Here is a 21,356-nt window from a genome sequence, read left to right as displayed (position 1 = left end):
GAAAGCCACTTTGGGTACGATCCAAAAGCTGTTTGGTTCATTTTGTTGTTAGTTTTTGGTTGTTGGTTGTTTGTAAAAGATACAAATAATAAATAACAAATAACAAACAATCAACAACAAAGCGGCGCAAAGCCCGCCGCTTTCTATGCACATCAGCTTACAGATTTGCTGCCAATGCCTGTCGCTTCAAAATTACCATATTCGAGCCGACAACTGGACTTCGGGCAAGTAGTGTGCCATTAAGGTCAGTGATTTCTAGTTTGCTAAAATCCAGTTCGTTAGAGCGGCTGAGGATGTCGTCTGCTAACTTATTCTGCTGAGAGTCCTTGAGTTCGTACCAGCCATCACTGACTTTAACAACCAGACGGCTTCCTTGGAAATTCGCTTCGATGGACTGAATCAAGCCATTGCCGTACTGCTGGGTGACTTCAGCAACTTGATTTTGAATGCCAGCAATCAAGCTTTGCTCTGGGGTGAGTTCAGGTGGAGGTGGGGGTTCAACTTCCAGAGGTTGCGGCGGCTCAGGTGCTTTCAATTCTGATGGTGCGTCGATACTATTAGGAGGTGCTTTTGCTACCTGTGCAGGTGTCTTGGGGAGAAGTGCTGCCGTTGTTATGAGAAGAACAACTACGATAGATGCGATCGCACCTGTTAGTCCCCAATCTGACAGCTTTTCATTCCAAGTGGCTGGTAGTAAAGAGCGGAGTTTGACTAATATGCCATCCCAAACAGCTTGAACACGCCCAAAACTAGGAAGAATGCGATCGGTCAGTTTCGGCTTAGGGGGTTGGGGCATCTGCTTATCAGTAGGCTTCTGGGATACTGGTTTTGGTACTTCTGTCGGGATATCCAATGCTGGTGTAGAAACAACGGGTTCCGTTGCTGGGTTTAGCACTTCTGTCGGGGTGTCTGCGACTTGTGCAGGAGTAACAGGTTCCACAACACTACTGATGGAGTCTGGTTCTGCTGTTACTGTCGTTGTATCTAAGACGGGTGCAGAGGTTAGTGTCGATGTCGGCGGTGCCGCAGTCGGGGGAAGCTGACTAACGGGTTCTGCCTCCAGTTGCTCCACAATCCCTTCTAGTAGGTCAATGGTTCCTCGCAGAACTTTGATACTTTGAGCCTTCAAAAACGGTTGCTTTTGCTTCCCCAATTTTGCTGAGTTCACTTTATCGGGTTTCGATGGTGTTTGAGGTTCATAATTCATAGATTCTGGCTGCTTCTGTTGGTCTTCTGACATTGAATCTCCCTCCCAGGCAGCACCAATCTGCTTCAATACGATAGATTCTTACTGGAAGCTGCCACTACAAGCACAAATCTATCACTTCTGTCTGGCTTGCCTTCAGTCTAAAAGCTGAAGATTACTGATTATCAACTCGACATCTATGAGCATGAAACGTCGTCAATTTCTAATTTTAAGTACCCTCAGTGGCTTGGGTTTAGCAATTTTTGCCAAACTATTCCGTAGTCAGACAGCGCAAAGTTCTAATTCCAAATCGACTGATACAACTAATCTCGCCTCTGAACCCGCAGCATCAACGTTAGCTGACATCCCAAGCAACCCAACAGGAGAGAAGCCTCTACTACGTTTTGTTTCTGTAGCAGACACAGGCACAGGTGCAACAGGACAATATGCCGTAGCGGCAGCGATGACTCGCCATCAGCAGCTAAATCCCTACGATTTGGTAATTTTGGCGGGTGACAATATCTACAACAACGGTGAGATTGAAAAAATTGGTGCAGTATTTGAGCAACCCTATCAAGCGTTGCTACAACAGGGCGTCAAGTTTCAAGCTTGCCTTGGTAATCATGACATTCGTACCGATAATGGTGACCCTCAAGTAAGTTACTCTGGCTTCAATATGCCAGGACGTTACTATACTTTTCGTCGCGGTGACGTGCAATTTTTTGCCCTTGATACGAATGGCAATGCTGATTGGAACGCGCAGTTACCTTGGTTAGAAGAAGAACTCAGCCGTAGTGATGCTCCTTGGAAAATTGTATTTGGACACCATCAGATTTACTCTTCAGGTCACTATGGGCTAAATCAACCGTTTGTGCAAACCCTCACGCCTCTCTTCAAAAAGTACGGGGTGCAGCTATATATCAACGGTCATGACCATCACTATGAGCGCAGCAAAGTGATTAATGGTACTACCTATTTGATTTGTGGAGCTGGGGCAGGGACTCGACCAGTAGGGCATTCAGAATGGACAGCACATTCCGCAGAACAGCTAAGTTTTGCCGCGTATGAAGTGTATCGCGATCGCATTATCATCAGCGGCATCGGCACCGATAACCAAGTCTTTGACCAAGGCATCATCCGATTACAATCAGCCTAATTTTCAGTCGCTAGATATCATCAACTTATTAGCCCTTGGTTGACTGCTCATGCTAAAGTACAACCCACTGCACTGCTTACCTTCGGCAGAAGATTTACCCGACTCTGACGATACGCCTGTGGATAATGAGTTGCAAGACCTGATTCCGGGTTTACTCAAAGCAATCCTCGCTTGGGTATGGGCAAGCCGCATGGATTGGTTCTTTGGTGTTGACATGGGAGTCTACTACGATCCTGACCTACCTGCGATTGTGCCAGATGGTTTTTTGAGTGTGGGAGTTGAGCGAATTGTTGATGAAGACTTGCGCTTAAGTTATGTGTTTTGGGAAGAGAATGTTGTTCCAATTCTGGCGCTAGAGGTTGTTTCCCACAAACGGCGTGGGGAATATAGTAGCAAGAAGAAACTCTATGCGGAACTGGAAATCTTGTACTACGTGGTTTACAATCCCCATCGTCGCAAAAAAGCACCCCTAGAAGTTTATCAGCTAGTGAATGGGGAATATGTATTGCTGCCAGGACATCCGGTTTGGTTGCCAGAGGTAGGTTTAGGGATTGGTAGAGAACGGGGAACGTATCAGGGAATCACGCGGGAATGGTTGTACTGGTATAACGAGCAAGGTGTGAGATTGCCGACACCGGAAGAACGCGCCACTGCGGCTGAAGAACGGGTTCAAATGCTAGAGGAACAATTGCGATCGCTTGGAGTAGATCCAGAGTCTCTGAAGTGAGAAGGTGCGATCATTGATTTTTACACAACTAATAATGGCTTATCTTCTCCCACTGCAATCAGCCTAATTCAAGCTATGAAAGTCAAGCGCCTTAAAATTCAATCGTTCCGTGGATTCGACGATTTGACGCTGGAGTTCCCACCAGATGAGCCTACTGTACTTATCGGTATTAATGGGGTTGGTAAGTCTAGCATTCTTGATTGCATCACTATCCTCCTATCTCTCTATGAAGGGTTACTTTTATTTCCACCGACTAACCCCAAGCACAAGAAAAGTAGGCAAGAGAAGAAACGGAAGGATAAGGACAGAAATTACTTCTTTGATGCCATTTCTGCCAGGGAAGAGGACATTAAAAATGGATATCAAGAGACACACAATGAAATTACGGTTTTACTCAATTCTTCACAGGAAGTAACGTGGTCTTTCACTACAAATCGTGAAGAAGGCACAGAACTCGACTGGAAGATGTTACAAGAAGCTGTTACAGATATGTACCCTGACTTGGAAGACACTACTCAGGTCAACATACCTGTAAATATGTATTACATTGTCCATCGTGCAGTTCTTGATATTCCTTTGGCGATTCCAAAGGAGTATTCGTTTGAGCAGATTAATACCTATGGTTCAGATCTGCCAGAGTTCATACAACAGGCATCTATGGGTTTTGATAACTTCTTCAAATGGTTTAGATCTGTAGAAGATTTGGAAAATGAAGAACGGCGGGACAACCCTAGTTACCGCAATAATCGACTAGATGCAGTGAGACAATCCATATACTCGTTATTGGGCGAGGAATTCTCAAACTTAAGGGTTCGTCGTTCACCATTGCGAATGACCATCAACAAACAAGGACAAGAACTCATCGTTAACCAGTTATCTGATGGTGAGAAGTGCTTGCTAGCAATGGTGGGGGACTTGGCGAGACGATTGGCGATCACAAATTCAAGTTTACCCGATCCACTCCAAGGTAGCGGTGTTGTCCTGATTGATGAAATTGAACTACACCTCCATCCCAAATGGCAACGCGAAATTATTCCAGCACTGACAAGAACATTTCCCAATTGTCAGTTCATTGTCACAACGCATTCACCTCAAGTAATTAGCCAAGTCAAACCCGAAGGTATATACATTCTGGAAAGGACAGATGACGGTATCGTAGCTATGCGTCCAGAAAGTTCGTATGGCAGAGATAGCAATCGCATCTTGGAAGACCTCATGGACACTCCAGAACGTCCGCAGGAAATCAAGGAAAGTCTTCTTGAATTGTTTCGATTAATCGCTAGAGGAGACCTCGACAGCGCTAGACAACTGCACCAAAAAATTGCTGATGAAATTGGAGCAGATGAACCAGAGCTAGTTGGTGCTAGTGTGTCTATCCGACGACGGGAGATTCTAGGTCGGTGAAATATATCAGAAAAGGTGAGGAACCGGAAAGTTTCAAAACCTGGAAAGCACTTGCTAGAACCACACCCAATTGGGGCTACTGTTACTTACAAAATCCTGAAAAACGGGAACTGCATGAAGCATTAATACAAGAGCAAGGAGATATTTGCTGCTACTGTGGAATGCGTATCACTAGAGACAGCAGCCATATTGAACATCTGAAACCTCAGAGTTCCACAGACATAGACCTGTCGGTAGAGTACAAAAATCTGCTTGCCTCATGCCAAAGGGAGCGTGAACCTAAAAAACCAATACATTGTGGGGTAGCTAAAGATGATTGGCATGATGAAGACCTCATGGTTTCACCCTTGCAGCCAGATTGCGCGGATTTTTTTATTTACACCGATGATGGACAAGTTCTGGAGACGGATACTCCAGAGAAAAAAGATGCTGCTCTTGAAACAATTAAGCGGCTTCGTCTCGATATTCCTAAGCTGAATAATATGCGTGAAGCAGCGATAAAAAATTTATATATAGACGAACTTACGGGCGAGGAGAAACACAAGCTTCTTCAGGCTTTTGAAGAACCTAATGCTGATGGGCAATATGAAGAATTTTGTGCTGCGATCGCCTATATTCTCAAGCAGTATTTTGTTACTTAATAATTGGTGTACTCTCCGATAACAGCTATTACGGCTTTAACAGTTAGGTTGTCAAGTCATAATTGTTTTAGTTTCCTTACTCTCCCTCCCGTACTTCTCCAAAGCCCAAATTAATACAGGAAGATATAGATTGATTGCCATTAGTCGTACTAGATGAGCGGCTGTTATTGTCTCAACATTGTGATTTAAGACTAAAGCAATCAATATCATTTCTGGAGAACCTCCTGGTGCTGCCATCAGCAAACAAGTTAGCCAGTCCCAATGTGTAAAAAACATTGTAATTCCTGCTGCTGTAAATCCAGCTAAAAACGTTAGTGCGACAGGAATTGATGTCAAGGCAATTGTACGACTTTCAAGATTTGGATTGATTCCCCAGTACTCACCAATCGTAATTCCCAGTAATGTCTGACCTATTAAATTTACCAAAGGTGGGACATTAAAGTTAACGGGAGGGGAAAAAGGAAGTTGGATTAATAAGTAGTTAAAAGCCACCCCCACGAAAATAGAGCAAAACAAATAAGCGGCAGGAAATTTAAATTTACTTCCAATACGAGCTACAACGGCTGTTATGGCTAGAACTAAACTTAGTACTAATAAATAATGGAGATTAAATTGGGATAAATCTTTGCTTAGAGAGGAAAGAATTAGGTTGATATCATGAGGGGTAGAAACATTGGTGATTATAGGAATTATTAAAATGATTCCTGTAAACCGAATTAATTGAACCAGTGAAACGAGTGATACATTTTTTCCATAATCTGCTGCTATGCTTGCCATAATTCCTATGTTGCCAGGAACAACAGCCAGCATAGCGCTTAACAAATCTACCTTAGCAATATGTGAATAAATGTAGCCAATAAGAATACTACTTAATAGCAAAAGTAAAGCTGTAAATGTCAAAATTGGTAGCTTGAAGAAAATATTTGCTAGGTTACTATGAGCGATCGAAACCCCAATAGTAAGACCAACAAGAACCTGCCCAATTTTTCTAACATTTGTGTTCGGTTTAATCTGAATTTTGTAGACGATACGATAGAAATAAGCGACTAATGCGCCAGCAGTAATTCCACTTAAAATTGCAGAACCTGCTCCAGCACCAATCTGCATAAAAACGAAGCTAAGTAAAAAACCTAGAATCAGTTCTATACCAACAATCGAATACTTAGAAATGAATGTCAGCCAGGGTCTAACAAACGAATGCAAATGAATCTGGCTATTTTTTAGTGCCATATCAAGCTCTGCTTTAAAAGAGTCAAAATATAAATTTAATTTTAGCTCTTTTAACGAATCTTAACAATTTTTCTTTTTTGGATAAGCTATTAATGGACTCTTATAACTAAACCAGCTCGGTAAAAATAATTCACCCGTAAAAACTCACCCCTGCCTTCAGAACTGAGGGGAAGTTTCATCCCGAATGTGTAGCGTCTTCTCCTGGCAGCTTTTATGAAATAGGACGAGAAGCAAGAGGCGCAAGTGGCTGTTCACGCGCCATTGAAACAGCCATAAATACGAGGTTCTCTCGTTCATTAGCAGGGAAACTGACTGTATAAATCATGTCATTCTGCTGCCACATCACCGTTGAGAATTGATAAGACGGATTTTGCGAGGGGCCTTCAATCAGGTATCCTTTGACGTTATCCGTCAGCGTGATGCGATCGCCTCGTGCCTCATGCCTCTCTAACTCCCGCCTCGCACTCGCTGCCGTTTTTCTCTCCACCGAAAAGCTGCCTAATAAGCAAGGATGAGAGCCTTGTTCACAAGTAAACACACTAACCGTCAACCGTTGGGGTGTCTCTGATGAAAAGACACGAACAACCAATTGGCTTTCTTCGATATCCGAATGACCACTAAGCGGAATTGCAGTGGGTAAGCGCATCACTAACCCTGAGAGGAGACTACTCTGAATGCGCTCCAGATGGGGTATAAACACAGCAGCAGGACGAGCAGAAGCATTAATGGTACTGCCTACAATACTGAGAAATAAAGGCATTGCTACGAAACAACGCCGCCAAATTCGGTAGAACCCCAATCGCAAATCCCTGATTCAACTTACAGAAGTTTACCAAGAAAGCTACTCCCTGAGCGTTGTTCCCGCTTTCCAAGGGGATGTGTCATTGAACGTCAGCAACACTCGTTTAATCGTTCTCTTTCACAGTTGCTGAGTTTTTTGAATTAAGGAGCTTTCTACAAGACTCTCGTAACTCTTGGGCATCAAAGGGTTTCGTTAAGTATTCCGTTGCCCCCGCTAAGCGTCCCCGTACCTTATCAAAAGCCTTATCTCTTGCTGTGATCATAATAATTGGTAAATTGCAACATTTGGGTAGAGTACGCAATGTGCGGCAAAGATCTAAGCCATCAACCCCTGGCAGCGACACATCTAACAAAAACATTGCAATGGGTTGATCGTAAATCAAGGACAAGGCATCAACAGCACTATCGGCTACTAGAACGTTGTACTCGTTTGCGATCGCCTGTTTTATTATTTCTTGCATTGCAGTACTGTCGTCCACCGCAAGAATAGTGGGTTGGTTGCTTTGGAGTGACATATGTCCCTATCTTCCAAGAAATTGAAGCTGATAACAAGCCAATAACGTGAAGATACTTAAAGCAAAAATAACCCAAGCTTTAATTATCTCGGAAAGCCTGTTGATTTAGTCTGGACTTATTCTAGCCAAGTCTTACTACTTAGATATTTTTCTTTGACTATCTTTACTAACTACTGAGTAGAAACTTAAGCCTTTGGGTTGATCTACCCAGATTAATTAAAAAAAATGATTTTTTTGGGTTGATCTACCCAGATACTTGCTACAGATCATCATGCTTTAATCTACAAACATGATTAACTAAGCTTTGACCTCAAGCCTTCAGACGATTAGGATTAGGGAAAGTTTCCTAGTCCCAGCACCCAAAACTCCTAGTTCTATTTATTTGCGCCTACTTGCTTATCTAGTGTTTTATCAGCCTTGCCTAAAAATTGGCTCTACTAACCTCAAAAAATACACATTTTATTCTTACTATTTGCGTCTTTGTATAAATGATTACGAGTAAAAGAATATAAGCTATAAAAATTATTTTTATATAACTCGTTTTTGATATTGCCCAGCTTATCATCCGTCTAAGAGACAATCAGGCTGTGTTGTGATAGAAATATAAGTTTGTGAGGATGAGTTTATACTTCTTAAAATTATGTTTATTCTGTGAAGGAAACAGAGTAATTCAAAAATTTGGTTGCGATTGTGAAAATCGAACAGATAATAGGTAATGGGGTAGAGCTTTTACAGGAACTAATCAAATGAAGCGATGCTAGTCATCAACTGGCAAAAGGGCTGGAAAACCCTAGGCATCGTCTCGAATCACCAGAACATACTATAGTTATTCAAAGCCACTAATTACTACTTGTACGAATAGTAATATCCGCAGCGGAGGTGGATGACAGCGTAGCCGATTTAAACCCTTAAAAACAAAAAATAGTAAACAATAGTCTTCCAGGAGGGATGGATGCTAACTAACGAAGACGCTTTTATTTGGCAATGGACTAATGAGCCTTGATGATATGCACCTGTACCAAAATATCAACTCGGCTCCTGAAGCAGCCTTTGACGATTTGACTCGCTTGGCGATCGTAAAAACCTCAACAATCTACACCGAAAGATGAGTAAGCGACCTCTAGTGGAGAAATCAGGGCAAGTGTCACATCAAGAACTCGTAGATATCAAGTTAGCGATAGATGAAACGGCGGTAGTGTCAATTACCGATTTCATAGGGAAAATCCAGTACGTTAACGATAAGTTCTGCGAAATCTCAAAATATTCTAGAGAAGAACTGCAAAAAGTAGATCATCGCCTGATTAATTCTGGTTATCATCCACCAGAATTTTTCAAACAGATGTGGGGAACAATTCGCCGTGGCAAAGTTTGGAAGGGCGAAATTAGAAACCGAGCTAAGGATGGCAAAGTTTACTGGATGGATACAACCATCGTGCCCATCTTGCAAACTCAGGGAAAGCCTTATCAATATGTCTCAATTTGCAAGGATATCACTGAACATAAGCAAGCCGAGGAAGAACACATTTGTCTTGGCACCAATACTCGTTTAGATCTTCCTTCAGAAGATAGGCACACTAGCCGTAGTAGGTCTAACACTAACAAAGGATTACTTCAATCCGAAGCGAACATGTCCCGATCGCATCTGAGTGGTAGCGATAACTCTTTCCGTGAGGCTCAGCGTTTTTTTAGATTCTCGCCGGAAATGTTGTGTATTGTTGGGTTTGATGGCTATTTTAAGACTGTTAACCCAGCATTTGAAAAAATCCTCTCCTATGCTCCAGAAGAACTCCTTGCTAAATCATTCCTCGATTTTGTTCATCCTGAAGACAAAGCACTAACCCTAGCTCAATTGCAGAAGCTTAGCACCCAAGCATCAACTATCCAGTTTGAGAATCGCTATCGTTGTCAAGATGGTTCTTATACATGGCTTGCCTGGAGTGCCTCTTCGGTGATTGAGGACGGTGTCATGTATGCGATCGCTCGTGATATTACGGAAAGTAAGCGGGTGAAAGCAACCCTACTAGAGCGATCGCGTGACTCAACCTTAGAAGCTGATGTCGGGGCGGCATTGAGCAAAAGCGGTACATTACCCGAAAGCCTCAAGCGTTGCACTGAGGCAATAGTGAAGCATCTCGATGCAATTGGGGTTGGGATTTGGACCGTTGACCCATCAACCGCCCCTGGAACGACAGACCTTTTATCTCTAAACTTACAAGCGTCAGCAGGTCATCTTATCCCCACCGAAACCTTTCCCTATCATCTTCCTCCAGACCACAGCCTCATTGGTGAAATTCTCCAAACTCGGCAACCTGTCAGCACTCAATTGTCTTCAACAAGCAAACACGTCAGTACTGGCACGGGAAAGGTGATTTCCTATTCTCCATTCCTGATTCCCCGACTTCCCAAAACTGCTGTTGGAGTCTCAACCCAAAAAATCTTCTTTACAGGTTACCCTCTGATTATTCAAGCACGGCTAGTCGGCATCATTGGCTTGTTGACTCATCAACCCTTATCCGAGGTTGTGCAAGGTGTTCTGGGATGGGTGGCGAATGCGATCGCACTCGCAATTGACCATGCTTGGGCACGCGAAGAACTACTCAGTCGTAGGGAAGCGCTACTCTTTCGATTAGCCAGTCAAATCCGCAACTCGCTTGACCTCGATACAATTTTGGGTACTGCCGTCACCGAGATTCGGAGTTTGCTTAATGTTGACGGCTGTCACTTTTTGTGGTGCTGGTCAGAGCCAAATCGACCTTGCTTAAGTGTGACTCACGAAGCGTGTGATCCCGGTTTACCTAGTTTATTAGGTGAGCGTCCATCACCCTATCTAACACCTTTAGCGGAGACAATCCGCAATCTAGAGACGCTCAAAATTGAAAATCTCACCGAGGCATCCAATCTAGATCCTGAAATGCGATCGATCCTTAGCGATTGGGGCATCACCTCTGGATTGTTACTACCCCTGAAGACTCATACGGGTCAGCTAGGAGCAATTATATGTAGCCACTACGATAGCCCCCGCTTGTGGAGTGATCATGAAGTAGAACTCCTGCAAGCCGTGGTCGATCAATTAGCGATCGCGATTGAACACGCAGAACTATTCGCAAAAACTCGCGCCGCTGTTCTAGCCGCTCAAACCCAGGCACAGCACTTGGAAATGGCGTTAGAAGAACTCAAGCAAGCCGAATCGCGACTCATCCAGACCGAAAAAATGTCCAGCCTCGGTCAAATGGTTGCGGGAATCGCCCATGAAATCAACAACCCCGTTAACTTCATCACAGGTAACCTAAGCCATGCAACTAACTATATCCAAGACCTGCTTGACCTAGTTGAGCGCTATCAACAGCATTATCCGAAACCGACTCCAGAGCTTCAAGAATATATTGAAGACATTGACTTAGAATTCCTCATTGATGACTTGCCGAAAATCCTGACTTCTATGCAGATGGGGGCTGACCGCATTCATGAAATTGTCATTTCCTTGCGGAACTTCTCACGGCTGGATGAGGCAGAAATGAAGCCAGTTAACATCCACGACGGAATCGACAACACACTCTTGATTCTCCAAAGCCGCTTGAAAGCTAGTGGCAACAATCCTGGCATTGCAATCATCAAAGATTACGGCAACCTGCCACTTGTCGAGTGCTATGCAGGTCAACTCAATCAAGTCTTTATGAACATCATCAGCAATGCGATCGATGCCCTAGAAACCGAGAGATTGAGACAACCAGAGAACAGTTTGTGCCAAGGCAAGAGCGAAAGTGATTCGTCTTGCACTCCTACTCTCTCACCAACGATCTGGATTCACACAGAACTCTTGGATAGCCATCAAGTCGTTATCCGAATTCGCGACAACGGCTTAGGCATCCCAGAAAACACAATTGGGAGTCTTTTTGACCCCTTCTTCACCACTAAACCTGTAGGTAAAGGTACTGGTTTAGGGCTGTCGATTAGCTATCAAATTGTCGTGGAGAAACATGGTGGTAGCCTCAAGTGTCTCTCTGAACCCGGTCAAGGGGCTGAGTTTTGGATTGAAATCCCGATCGCACCGCAGCTATAGCAAAAGGCAGAAGGCAGTCCCGATGAAAAAATTTCACAACCATACATGAAAATGTGGTAACTTCCAGTCAAGGCTGACACAAAAGAGGTTGTTCCTTCAGTAGAGCATCTTTAGCCTGAAAGGCAGTCGAACCCGGATATCCAGAGGCATAGCCAATTGTCGCTACTACACGCACAGCCGTGATAGTAAGCACGCAAGTCAGAATCGACCAAAAGAGGTATCCATGTGCTAGCCCCCTATCAATTGGACTGGCAGTTGTAGGTGAAGAATATGCAGGTAGTCTACACCCGTTGCGCTGGCTTAGATGTACATAAGAAGACTGTAGTTGCTTGTGTAATCACCCCAAAAGAATCGGGAGAATGGCATAAGCAGATTCGTACATTTGGCACGATGACTAAAGACTTGTTAAATCTATCGGACTGGTTAACAAGTCATGATTGCACTCATGTAGCAATGGAGAGTACTGGGGAATACTGGCGACCAGTTTTCAACATCTTGGAAGGAAACTTTGAAGTGATGTTGGTGAATGCTCGGCACATGAAAGCGGTACCAGGACGCAAAACAGACATCAAAGACTCACAATGGATAGCCGAACTCCTACAGCATGGTCTATTACGCCCCAGCTTTATTCCACCAGTTGAGCAGCGAGATTTGCGCGACTTAACCCGTCATCGTAGTAACTTTATTCGGGAACGAGTGAACTTGGTCAACCGAGTCCAAAAAGTACTCGAAGCCGCCAATATTAAACTTGCCTCCGTTGCCAGCGATGTCATGGGGGTATCAGGACGAGCAATGCTGGCTGCTATTGTCGAGGGGAATAGTTCTCCCGAAGTGATGGCGAATTTGGCAAAAGGCACCATGACCAGAAAGCATGATTTGTTGGTTCAGGCTCTTGAGGGTCGAGTTCGTCTTCCCAGTGCCCAACATTTAGCTGCTTGGGCTGGGCTGGCTCCAGGTAACTATGAAAGTGGCGGCAAGAAGCTTGGAGAAAGCACCCGCAAAGGTAATCGAGTTTTAAGAACTATTTTGGTTCAAGCTGCCCATGCTTTAGCTCGGACTAAAACTTACCTGGCTGCCCAGTTTCGTCGGATTGCGGCACGCAGGGGCAAAAAACGCGCTGCGGTTGCTGTTGCACACTCAATTTTAGTGATTGTCTATCATCTCATCTCCCGCCAAGAACATTACCAAGATTTAGGAGCTGATTATTTTGACAAACAACGACCGGAAAGTGTTAAGAAACGACTGATTAAGCGTTTGGAGAAGCTTGGTTATCAAGTTACACTTGAGCCAACTCCGGTTGCCCTTTAACCCGCAATCCATCTTTTAGTTTTGGCTGTCGCCATTCTACGACTTCAGCCACTTACGGCTGTTGGGTTTTTGCCGAAGTTTTATTTTCAAGTCAGAAGGCAGAAGGCACAGAGCTTTTATGGCAACAGCTATACCTGAGCAACGTTCTGTGACATTCCTCCGTTCATCTTTAATAAAACTTGTTGTAAGAGTTTCTGTTAAAGAGATTTACCGCTGAAAGTCTTATACAGGGAAACGAGGCGAGTCTTCCCTCATACCCAATTGCACTCAAACAGCCCACCCGTTAGGAGTTGTCGCTTCTACCTGGGACTAAACGCTGAGAGCTAATTGGTTATTACATACTCTTTCAGTAGCAAAACCTGGTGAATTGCCCTTACTACGGAAATGCACTAAAGGTATATCCCAACTTAACTTGAACAACAGTAAACAAATGGCAATCACTTACCCCATTATCGAAACTCAGCTTCGGCTAATCAGAGCCTTACAGAAGGGATATGTTGAAGCACTGGAAGCAGGAGACTGGCAAGCCGCCAATTACCGTTGCTTTCACTTACACAAATTGTGTGAAGGGCTACACCATCTTGGTCAAATGCTGGATAAAGAAAGCACCATTCCAAGCCCGGTTCCCCAAAAAAGTTCTAATAGCTGGGTTAGTAGTGTCCGTTCTACCAGCCCAATTCATGCATTGAATGCCTCTGAGGAGACTGATAACAAGTCTGTGCCTGTGGTGTCACCGCCACCACCACCCGATCTTGCCCGCTATGAATGGGGCATCGGTTTTCAAGGGATTGAACCACCACCAATTGATGAAGTGTGGTAGGGAATTCCTAATTGTTAATCGGTTAGACAGCTAGTTTTTAGCTGAGGCAAGTGATTGGTTCAGGGCTTGACATTGGCAAATTTGAGCTTTGAGTTGGTGCGATCGCTCACTTCAAAATCAGCCAATTGAGAGTGAGTTCTAGTCGTAGAGACGTTCCGTCGGAACGTCTCTACAAAGTCAGGACTTACGCACTTCGCCTTTAAAACGGCATCTGTAGGGGCGCACAGCTGTGCTATATATGATGTTAGTGCGTAAGTCCTGAAAGTTTTATTGGTTGCCAAAAAAAGGGATATCTGATACCAATTGTGCCATTGTTAAACCCAATTGGTATTACAAGGCAGTCACTCTCTCCCATGTTGAGAAAGCAGACAAAGACAGAGCTTTTCACTAACGACTAATCACTGATTTTCGGGGCATCACTTGATGCCCCTAAGTGTAGGAGGAAATCATGCAGGGAACTGACAACAAATCTAGAACCCGGAAATCCAGACGGGCACACGGTCTTACGGTATTTAGTTGAAGCCAAGCAGATGCCCTTAGAAGTCGCGATTGAGCGAGTTTATAAGGCAGTGGGTAAGTATGCGCCTTAGTACTGTCGAAGTTCCGGTACAAGGTATGGAGGGTGAGAATCGCCTGGGAAAACACCAACAGAACTAAGTCCTCAGCTACCACAGCTACCACCCACCCCAGTCGATATCGCTCTGGAGATGGCGAAAGTCCTCAAGTCAACTATTATTGCTGCCTCTCCCAGAGTCGGCAAAGGAGTCGTTGTCTCAAAAGCGATCGCTTTTCTTAAGTAACTCTACCCTGACCTAGAAATCTGGTTGATTGACCCCAAGGATGAACCCTCTGAACTACATTACTGGCTAGCCATCGACCCAGATAAGCGCTGCCACTTTGATTTGCGACCTTATGACGCAGCGGGTGACATTTATACTTTTAACGATGCTCGTTTCTTAATTCCTAGAGATGGTTTAACTGACCTGTCAAAGCACTGGCTTATTGTTCAGATGGAGACGATAACCCTGGATGGAGAATATGCAACAGGCTCTCCTGGTTATAGCTATGCTCACAGTCGGCGGACTATCTTCTCCAACTCTGACACAACAGCTACGCCTTTGGTTCAACAATTGCTAGCAACTAAAAAATGTCCAGGATGTAACCTCCAAAATGCCAACCTGAATGATTCCATCCTCGTGGGTGCTTCCTTGAGCCAGTCTAACTTGGAGGGAGCTAAGCTGTTAGGTGCTTCCTTGCAGAACGCTAATTTATATAAGGCTAACCTCAAACGGGTTTACCTGCGGAGTTCTAACCTCAAGGGAACTTTGTGTAAGATGACTAGCGCTGACAGGAGGGTTGGCGTATTAGAAAACCTTCGCTTTTTGGTATAGTAACGGGATAACAACAAATCCTTGTTCCTGGTGGCTAGTTTAAAGCAAGTTAAGAATCACTTTGACCAACTCATTAGGTTCAAGTGGCTTGGCGAGATGGTGTTGAAATCCGGCTTCTAGTGCCTGCTGCCGATCGATTTCCCCAGCATAAGCCGTCAAAGCGATCGCTAAAATCTGCCCACCTTGCTCTGGTGGCATTGCCCGGATTTGGCGCATCAGCATATAGCCGTCCATGTTAGGCATACCAATGTCACTCAACAGAATATTTGGCTGCGATTGCTCCAGGGAAGCGATCGCTTCTCCTGCTGATGTCACAGTGTTGACTTGTGCCCCCAACTGTTCAAGAACGAAGGCAATAAACTCGCGGCTATCTGTGTCATCATCAACGACCAGTACCCGTATCCCTGTAAGTGGTGAAGACTCAGGAGCCAGAGGTGAGGAGTTGCCTTCTGCTTTATGCCTGCCGCTTTTATCCTTAATGAGAGGCAGCTTGACTGTAAATATGGCTCCCTGTCCTTCTCCTGGACTGTCTACCTGAACCGTACCACCATGCAGTTCTACCAGATGCCGTACAATCGCCAACCCTAATCCCAGTCCGCCAAACGTTCGAGTTGTAGTCGCATCCGCCTGACGGAAGTATTCAAACACATGCGGTAGGAAATCAGGGGAAATGCCTTTCCCCGTATCCCTCACTTGAATTTGAGCTTGTGAGCCAATCGGCTGCAACAGGATTTCTACTCGTCCTCCCTCAGGAGTGAACTTAACGGCGTTGGTAAGTAAATTCCAAACCACTTGCTGGAGGCGAGCGGTATCTCCCAATACTTGGCCAATTGTTTGGTCAAACACAGTCTGAATTTGAATGGACTTCGCTTCTGCCGCTAACCGCACGGTCTCTAATGCGGCTTTAATCGTAGAGGCTAGATTCACCGGAGCCATATTCAGGCTAAGTTTACCCTGCAAGATGCGAGAGACATCCAACAAATCCTCAATCAGTTGTGACTGGAGTTGGGCATTGCGCTCAATTATTTCTAAAGCCTGAGCCGTTTTTGCAGCATTTAATTTGCCATTGCGAAGTAGCTTAGACCAACCCAGAATCGGGTTGAGGGGTGATCGCAACTCATGGGAGAGTACCGCCAAAAATTCATCCTTAATCCGGTTTGCTGCCTCAGCTTGCTGGCGGGCTTCCTGTTCGCGGGCTAGCATCTGAATGCGTTTCTCCTCCGCCCACTGTCGCTCTAGTTCAGCAGAAATTCGCAGGGAAAAGAGAGAAAGCAGAGTTTCTGTGAGTTGGGCATTTTCTAAAGGTTTGCGATCCATCACACCCAGTAATCCTAATGGTGTGCCAGTTGAGTCAAAAAACGGAACCGCGATATAGCTTTCTATTTGCAACGGAGCGAGTAGGGGAGCGTGGGGAAATAGAGCTTGCACACGTTGCGGGTAGCAACAAATTTTTCGGTGCTTCAGCACCGCTTGACAAGGGGTATCTCGCAGTAAGTACTCGAAGTTGTCTACAATTTGACCCTGGGCACAGGTCGCGATTGTTTGAATCAGTTCTTCTGAGTCGCGATCGCCAAGCAGACCAATGTAGGCGTAATCCACTGCCAAAACATTGGCAAAATGTTGTACCAGGGAATAGAAGAATGCTTCACCCGTTGCGGCTGAAACCCCCTGCGTCACGGCTAGCAGTGCTTTATCGATTTGAGTAATGCGATGAGCCGAATAGCGTAGTTCCAGTTCGTCCACCACCATCGCGGCTAAATCAGCCAGAATGGTTTGCTGCTCTGCACTCAAAGCATCACGGGGCTTGCTGTCTAGCAGACAGAGGGTACCCAGATTAAAGCCATCGTGGGTGACTAGAGGAGCGCCTGCATAGAAACGAACGCCCGGTTCACTTTGCACAAACGGATTACATGCGAACCGCTCATCTTGTCGGGTATCTGGAACGACTAAAACCTGCTCATATAAAAGCGCAAAGCTGCAAATTGTGGCATCTCGCGGAACTTCACTCAAATTGAAGCCGTGGCAAGACTTGAACCAGGCTCGCGATTTGTCCACTAGCGAAACGAGAGCGATCGGTATATCAAATAGTCGCGCTGCCAACGTGGTAATGCGATCAAAGGCAGCTTCAGGAGGAGTGTCGAGAATGTGATACCGATATAGAGCCGCCAAGCGCTCAACTTCGTTTGCAGGTATCGGAGCAGTGGGCATTGCTTCAGCCATCAGGTCGGTCATGAGATTTGAGTGATAGCACTTCCGTTTATATAGTTAGTCATTATTAAATTTTCTCCCTCTCCCCTTCACCCCCTCAGACTTAACGATGACTACCTAATCGGAAGTGATATGAAGGGATTGGTCAGGATTTGGAGACGAGGATGAACAGCATTATTGAGTTCGTTGAGCCAGATCGGCAATGACCTTCACCAGTGCCTCTGGTTCGACGGGTTTGGCAAGGTGCCGTTGAAACCCCGCCGCGAGCGCCTGTTGCTGATTGATTTCCCCAGCATAAGCGGTTAGGGCGATCGCTGGAGTCTGCCCACCCTGCTGTGGTGATCGCATTCTTACTTGCCGCATCAGCATATACCCATCCACTTCAGGCATCCCAATATCACTCACCAATACCTCTGGCTGAAACTGATCTAAAGCCGTGAGAGCTTCTGCGGCTGTTGCTACAGCAACGACATTGGCTCCTGACTGTTCCAAGACAAAGGTGATATATTCCCGCATGTCGGTCGTGTCTTCTACCACCAACACCTTAATGCCCTGCAATCCTGAAGGCGGTTGCGGCTCTCTAACCTCTTGAGAGATTGCTGATTGATGCGGCATCAGAGGAAATTTTACAGTAAAGGTTGCTCCCTGACCAACGCCCGGACTAACTGCCTGAACCGTGCCTCCGTGCAGTTCAACGATTTGGCGAACAATCGCTAACCCCAATCCCAATCCACCAAATTGTCGAGTCGTGGCACTATCCGCTTGACGGAAGTACTCAAACACATGAGGCAGAAAGTCAGGATGTATTCCTTTGCCCGTGTCGCTCACCGTAATTTGAGCGTGAATACAAGATTGCTCTAATCGCAGCTCTACTCGTCCCCCTTGGGGAGTGAACTTAACGGCATTGGACAGGAGATTCCAGATCACCTGCTGCAAACGACCTGAATCACCTAAAACTAGCCCAACATCTTGCTCCAGTACCGTTTGAATTTGAATGGACTTTGCCTGGGCTGCTAGTCGCACAGTCTCCAATGCGGCTGTAATGGTTGCAGCCAGATTAACAGGAGCAACATTTAGGCTGAGTTTGCCTCGTAGAATTCGAGCAACATCCAATAGGTCATCAATGAGTTGCACCTGAATCTTCGCATTGCGCTCGATTGTCTCCAATGCATACGTCGTTCGCTTTTCACCCAGCTTGCGGTCTTGCAGTAGCCTAGACCAACCCAAGATGGGATTCAGGGGCGATCGCAGTTCATGGGACAGCACCGCCAGAAACTCATCCTTGATGCGGTTGGCGGTTTCGGCTTGCTCGCGTGCTGCTTGTTCACGCGCCAACAATTGCTCGCGTTCGGCTTCTGCAAGCTTACGAGCGCGAATATCGCGGGTAACAGTGGCAAAGCCAATTAATTCTCCAGTCTGCCGCTCTTTAATGACAAACTGGTTGTAATCAACGGCGATCGCTTCTCCGGTTTGAAAATGTCGGAATCGATATTCGCCGCGCCAAGTTCCATCGCGCAGTGCGGTCGGTAGAATGTGTTCCTGCACAAACGCTCGATCTTCCGGCAAGAAGCAGTCGATGACTTGAATTTGTTGCACCTGTTTCAAGCTGTCGAGTCCGACCATCGCACGTCCAGCCGGGTTGACATACTGCCCTTGCCCGTCCATTGAGGCAATCCCAATAAAGTCAGGGCTGTTGTCAATCAGCGTAATCAGCTTCTGCTGGTCAGCAGAAGCACGTTTGCGATCGCTAATATCGCTGACTAGCGCCACAAACCCAACTACTGCTCGATGAGTGTCAAATTGGGGAATGTAAGTGGCATCGACATAACGGGTTGCACCGTCTTGATAAGGAATCTGGCTCTCAAAGGTGACTTGCTCTCCTGCCAGCACTCGCTCCACATAAGGACGAATTGTTGCATAGGCAGCTTCACCCAACACATCCCTCAGCGGTTTGCCATAAAATTCGCTGGGAAGATGCCCAAACCACTCTTCATACTTCTGGTTGTTGAAGCGGTATCGCTGCTCAGAATCGATAAAGGAAATTAAAACAGGAACCGCATTCGTGATTAAACGCAGTTCTGCTTCTCGTTGTCGCAGAGCTTCTTCAGCTTGTTTGCGATCGGTGATGTTGAGGGCGGTTCCCAAGAACCCAATGGGTCGTCGGGCTACCCCCTCTCCCTCGAATTGTGCCTGCCCGTTGGCTAATACCCACTGCTCGGTTCCGTCAGACCACACGATGCGGTAATCAATTTCGTAAGTACCTGATGAACTAGGAGCGAGTGCCGCGTTGACAGCGTTCGCTACACGCGCCTGATCGTCAGGGTGGATGCGCTGCATCACCCTCCCAAGGGGGAGCGTTACCGCATCATCCGGCTCGCCCCAGATCTCGCGCATCCGCTCGTCCAACTCAACGAGGTCTGTGCTGGGGTCGTAGCGCCAAGTCCCAAGCCGACCGACCTTGATGGCAAGACGTGCCCGCTCCTCACTTTCCTGCAATGCCTTTTCTGCAAGTTTTCGATCAGTAATGTCAATGGCGACACCCAAAATTTGACGGGGTACGCCATCTACCGTGCGATTAAACACTACAGCTTGACAATACAGCCAACGCCACTGACCATTGACATGGCGATTCCGGTACTCAAGTCCGCGAACTTCCCCCTCTGGCACAGAACGAAATTCCTCGAAGTAAGCCAATAGGCGGGCTAAATCGTCTGGATGGATGAGCACTGAAACAACGTCTGCCCCCATTGCCTTAACTTGCTCAGGGGTATAGCCCAATAAATCTGTAATTTGGCGATTGGTATAAATATTCCGCCGCGGTGTAGCCTACCAGATATTGCCGTACCTCATCTGGGTTGGTGCGTATATCTTGAATAGCGCGGCGATAGACTTCTATATAGGTTTTGGTGGTAGATGGGTATTGCTGAATAAATTTGCTGCTGAGTGCTGCCGAACCTCCAAACCAGGGCGCTTTTGGGTCACCTAAAATGTATTTGGAGACAACCCCATATTCCAGAACACGGGTAATTCCCTTCATTTCGCCAACGGTACCTGTTGGTTCTAAGGTGTAAGCCGCATCAATTTGCCCAGATTCGATCGCTGCTACATGCTGCCGAATTTCGAGTTGCTGCACCTGAGGATTAGTAACACCCGCTTTTTCCAAAACTGCCTGGGCAATCGCCAGATTTTGTGCCCCTGGACCTGACGCAAGTTTTTTGCCTTTCAAATCCGCACTTGAGCGAATCGGACTATTTTTTGCCACAATCAGTTGCTCGAGCTTGTATTGAGCATTACTGGGATTAGCTGCAATAATTTTGAATAATCCTGGCGACGCAATTTCTGACAAACCCAGAGCACCACTGGCAACCCCATTTCCGGTGCCTTGAAGTCGTCCTGCAATCAAGGACTCTGCAACCTGGTTAGCAGAGGCAAATTTCACCACCGCCACGTCTAATCCTGCATCCTTGAAATACCCCTTCTTGTCCGCAATAAATAAAGGCAGCGCAGACGCAACTGGCCAAAAACCAATCGAAATTTTACCGGGCTTTTCTGAACTGGTTGCAGCCGTCGTGCTTTTGGTCGATTGGCTTTGAGGTTGAGTACAGCCGTGAGCCGCGATTGCGATCGCGGTGCCTGCACCTAACTGAAGAAAATGCCGTCTATGGATTTTCATCGATTTCACCTTTACAGTAAGTTGAATTAAGGTTAAAATTGCATCAAAAGATACAGAACTGCGATTCACTGTTTTCTATCGCTTCACCTTCTCCTGCTTGAAATCGCTTTCTCGAAAGTTATGCATTAGCTTATATAGCTAGCCTGTGTATTTCAGGGAAGCTTTCGTGGAGAAATCGTGGAGAATGTCAAGGTTTCCTTAAACTGACAAAGTTTATTCAGAGTAGACAGCAAAGT

The 21,356-nt window shown here is 45.8% G+C and carries 17 protein-coding genes and 1 pseudogene; 8 read left to right on the top strand and 10 right to left on the bottom strand.

Annotated elements, in window-relative coordinates; all coding sequences use genetic code 11:
* Nucleotides 1-157 precede the first annotated feature (157 nt).
* Nucleotides 158-1,240 (bottom strand): hypothetical protein, encoded by a 1,083-nt coding sequence (locus H6F98_RS32920; protein ID WP_199348894.1) that lies wholly within the window; start codon nucleotides 1,238-1,240, stop codon nucleotides 158-160.
* A 145-nt stretch (nucleotides 1,241-1,385) separates the two neighbouring features.
* Between H6F98_RS32920 and H6F98_RS24680 the strand changes: the two genes are divergently transcribed.
* The 4 genes from H6F98_RS24680 (at nucleotide 1,386) to H6F98_RS24665 (ending at nucleotide 5,114) form a co-directional block, all read left to right on the top strand.
* Complete coding sequence (locus tag H6F98_RS24680; RefSeq protein WP_192221368.1) at nucleotides 1,386-2,342, top strand: metallophosphoesterase; 957 nt, start codon at nucleotides 1,386-1,388, stop codon at nucleotides 2,340-2,342.
* Nucleotides 2,343-2,391: 49 nt separating this feature from the next.
* The gene (locus H6F98_RS24675) at nucleotides 2,392-3,069 is read left to right on the top strand and encodes a Uma2 family endonuclease (protein WP_192221367.1); all 678 of its coding nucleotides are present in this window, start codon (nucleotides 2,392-2,394) and stop codon (nucleotides 3,067-3,069) included.
* Between the two features lie 75 nt (nucleotides 3,070-3,144).
* Complete coding sequence (locus H6F98_RS24670; RefSeq protein WP_192221366.1) at nucleotides 3,145-4,473, top strand: AAA family ATPase; 1,329 nt, start codon at nucleotides 3,145-3,147, stop codon at nucleotides 4,471-4,473.
* Nucleotides 4,470-5,114 (top strand): retron system putative HNH endonuclease, encoded by a 645-nt coding sequence (locus tag H6F98_RS24665; RefSeq protein WP_192221365.1) that lies wholly within the window; start codon nucleotides 4,470-4,472, stop codon nucleotides 5,112-5,114. The genes H6F98_RS24670 and H6F98_RS24665 overlap by 4 nt, the downstream gene beginning before the upstream one ends.
* 51 nt (nucleotides 5,115-5,165) lie before the next feature.
* On the opposite strand, the gene H6F98_RS24660 is transcribed toward H6F98_RS24665, so the two are convergent.
* The 3 genes from H6F98_RS24660 to H6F98_RS24650 all read right to left on the bottom strand — a co-directional run bounded on the left by H6F98_RS24660 (nucleotide 5,166) and on the right by H6F98_RS24650 (nucleotide 7,660).
* Entirely contained in the window at nucleotides 5,166-6,344 is a 1,179-nt protein-coding gene (locus tag H6F98_RS24660) for an AbrB family transcriptional regulator (RefSeq protein ID WP_192221364.1), read from the bottom strand.
* Nucleotides 6,345-6,555: 211 nt separating this feature from the next.
* Nucleotides 6,556-7,104, bottom strand: a complete 549-nt coding sequence (locus tag H6F98_RS24655; protein ID WP_192221363.1) for a hypothetical protein — start codon at nucleotides 7,102-7,104, stop codon at nucleotides 6,556-6,558.
* A gap of 145 nt (nucleotides 7,105-7,249) precedes the next feature.
* Nucleotides 7,250-7,660: a response regulator transcription factor gene (locus H6F98_RS24650; RefSeq protein ID WP_192221362.1), complete on the bottom strand. Its 411-nt coding sequence runs from the start codon at nucleotides 7,658-7,660 to the stop codon at nucleotides 7,250-7,252.
* 1,105 nt (nucleotides 7,661-8,765) lie between these two features.
* Between H6F98_RS24650 and H6F98_RS24645 the strand changes: the two genes are divergently transcribed.
* The gene (locus H6F98_RS24645; RefSeq protein WP_242058685.1) at nucleotides 8,766-11,720 is read left to right on the top strand and encodes a PAS domain S-box protein; all 2,955 of its coding nucleotides are present in this window, start codon (nucleotides 8,766-8,768) and stop codon (nucleotides 11,718-11,720) included.
* Nucleotides 11,721-11,787: 67 nt separating this feature from the next.
* Here H6F98_RS24645 and H6F98_RS34225 read toward each other — a convergent pair whose 3' ends face one another.
* A complete protein-coding gene (locus H6F98_RS34225; RefSeq protein ID WP_277927613.1) occupies nucleotides 11,788-11,913 on the bottom strand; it encodes a hypothetical protein in 126 nt (41 codons plus the stop codon).
* Between the two features lie 77 nt (nucleotides 11,914-11,990).
* Between H6F98_RS34225 and H6F98_RS24640 the strand changes: the two genes are divergently transcribed.
* Nucleotides 11,991-13,028 (top strand): IS110 family transposase, encoded by a 1,038-nt coding sequence (locus H6F98_RS24640; protein WP_192221361.1) that lies wholly within the window; start codon nucleotides 11,991-11,993, stop codon nucleotides 13,026-13,028.
* A 430-nt stretch (nucleotides 13,029-13,458) separates the two neighbouring features.
* Nucleotides 13,459-13,848, top strand: coding sequence for a hypothetical protein (locus H6F98_RS24635; protein ID WP_192221360.1), 390 nt, complete (start codon nucleotides 13,459-13,461; stop codon nucleotides 13,846-13,848).
* A gap of 429 nt (nucleotides 13,849-14,277) precedes the next feature.
* Here the strand turns inward: H6F98_RS24635 and H6F98_RS33135 are convergent, their stop codons facing one another.
* Complete coding sequence (locus H6F98_RS33135; RefSeq protein ID WP_206759676.1) at nucleotides 14,278-14,520, bottom strand: hypothetical protein; 243 nt, start codon at nucleotides 14,518-14,520, stop codon at nucleotides 14,278-14,280.
* Between the two features lie 152 nt (nucleotides 14,521-14,672).
* Between H6F98_RS33135 and H6F98_RS24630 the strand changes: the two genes are divergently transcribed.
* Nucleotides 14,673-15,239, top strand: a complete 567-nt coding sequence (locus H6F98_RS24630) for a pentapeptide repeat-containing protein (RefSeq protein WP_192221359.1) — start codon at nucleotides 14,673-14,675, stop codon at nucleotides 15,237-15,239.
* Between the two features lie 39 nt (nucleotides 15,240-15,278).
* Here H6F98_RS24630 and H6F98_RS34520 read toward each other — a convergent pair whose 3' ends face one another.
* From H6F98_RS34520 to H6F98_RS24615, 4 genes and pseudogenes are all read right to left on the bottom strand, one after another.
* The gene (locus H6F98_RS34520) at nucleotides 15,279-16,988 is read right to left on the bottom strand and encodes an ATP-binding protein (protein ID WP_396813566.1); all 1,710 of its coding nucleotides are present in this window, start codon (nucleotides 16,986-16,988) and stop codon (nucleotides 15,279-15,281) included.
* A gap of 6 nt (nucleotides 16,989-16,994) precedes the next feature.
* Nucleotides 16,995-17,447, bottom strand: a pseudogene (locus H6F98_RS34670) (GAF domain-containing protein); the annotation flags it as partial.
* A gap of 174 nt (nucleotides 17,448-17,621) precedes the next feature.
* Nucleotides 17,622-20,195: a PAS domain S-box protein gene (locus H6F98_RS24620; RefSeq protein ID WP_192221357.1), complete on the bottom strand. Its 2,574-nt coding sequence runs from the start codon at nucleotides 20,193-20,195 to the stop codon at nucleotides 17,622-17,624.
* 13 nt (nucleotides 20,196-20,208) lie between these two features.
* Entirely contained in the window at nucleotides 20,209-21,120 is a 912-nt protein-coding gene (locus H6F98_RS24615; protein ID WP_192221356.1) for an ABC transporter substrate-binding protein, read from the bottom strand.
* Between the last annotated feature and the right edge of the window lie 236 nt (nucleotides 21,121-21,356).

The sequence above is a fragment of the Microcoleus sp. FACHB-SPT15 genome (genome assembly GCF_014849525.1).
Taxonomy (GTDB): domain Bacteria; phylum Cyanobacteriota; class Cyanobacteriia; order Cyanobacteriales; family Coleofasciculaceae; genus Symplocastrum; species Symplocastrum torsivum.
This window is presented reverse-complemented; position numbering and strand designations above follow the sequence as displayed.

Excerpts from the sequence above, each read along its gene's own strand:
- H6F98_RS32920 (WP_199348894.1), bottom strand. The coding sequence starts at position 1,240 with ATGTCAGAAGACCAACAGAAGCAGCCAGAATCTATGAATTATGAACCT.
- H6F98_RS24680 (WP_192221368.1), top strand. The coding sequence starts at position 1,386 with ATGAGCATGAAACGTCGTCAATTTCTAATTTTAAGTACCCTCAGTGGC.
- H6F98_RS24675 (WP_192221367.1), top strand. The coding sequence starts at position 2,392 with ATGCTAAAGTACAACCCACTGCACTGCTTACCTTCGGCAGAAGATTTA.
- H6F98_RS24670 (WP_192221366.1), top strand. The coding sequence starts at position 3,145 with ATGAAAGTCAAGCGCCTTAAAATTCAATCGTTCCGTGGATTCGACGAT.
- H6F98_RS24660 (WP_192221364.1), bottom strand. The coding sequence starts at position 6,344 with ATGGCACTAAAAAATAGCCAGATTCATTTGCATTCGTTTGTTAGACCC.
- H6F98_RS24655 (WP_192221363.1), bottom strand. The coding sequence starts at position 7,104 with ATGCCTTTATTTCTCAGTATTGTAGGCAGTACCATTAATGCTTCTGCT.
- H6F98_RS24650 (WP_192221362.1), bottom strand. The coding sequence starts at position 7,660 with ATGTCACTCCAAAGCAACCAACCCACTATTCTTGCGGTGGACGACAGT.
- H6F98_RS24645 (WP_242058685.1), top strand. The coding sequence starts at position 8,766 with ATGAGTAAGCGACCTCTAGTGGAGAAATCAGGGCAAGTGTCACATCAA.
- H6F98_RS24640 (WP_192221361.1), top strand. The coding sequence starts at position 11,991 with ATGCAGGTAGTCTACACCCGTTGCGCTGGCTTAGATGTACATAAGAAG.
- H6F98_RS24635 (WP_192221360.1), top strand. The coding sequence starts at position 13,459 with ATGGCAATCACTTACCCCATTATCGAAACTCAGCTTCGGCTAATCAGA.
- H6F98_RS34520 (WP_396813566.1), bottom strand. The coding sequence starts at position 16,988 with ATGGTGGTGGACGAACTGGAACTACGCTATTCGGCTCATCGCATTACT.
- H6F98_RS24620 (WP_192221357.1), bottom strand. The coding sequence starts at position 20,195 with ATGGGGGCAGACGTTGTTTCAGTGCTCATCCATCCAGACGATTTAGCC.
- H6F98_RS24615 (WP_192221356.1), bottom strand. The coding sequence starts at position 21,120 with ATGAAAATCCATAGACGGCATTTTCTTCAGTTAGGTGCAGGCACCGCG.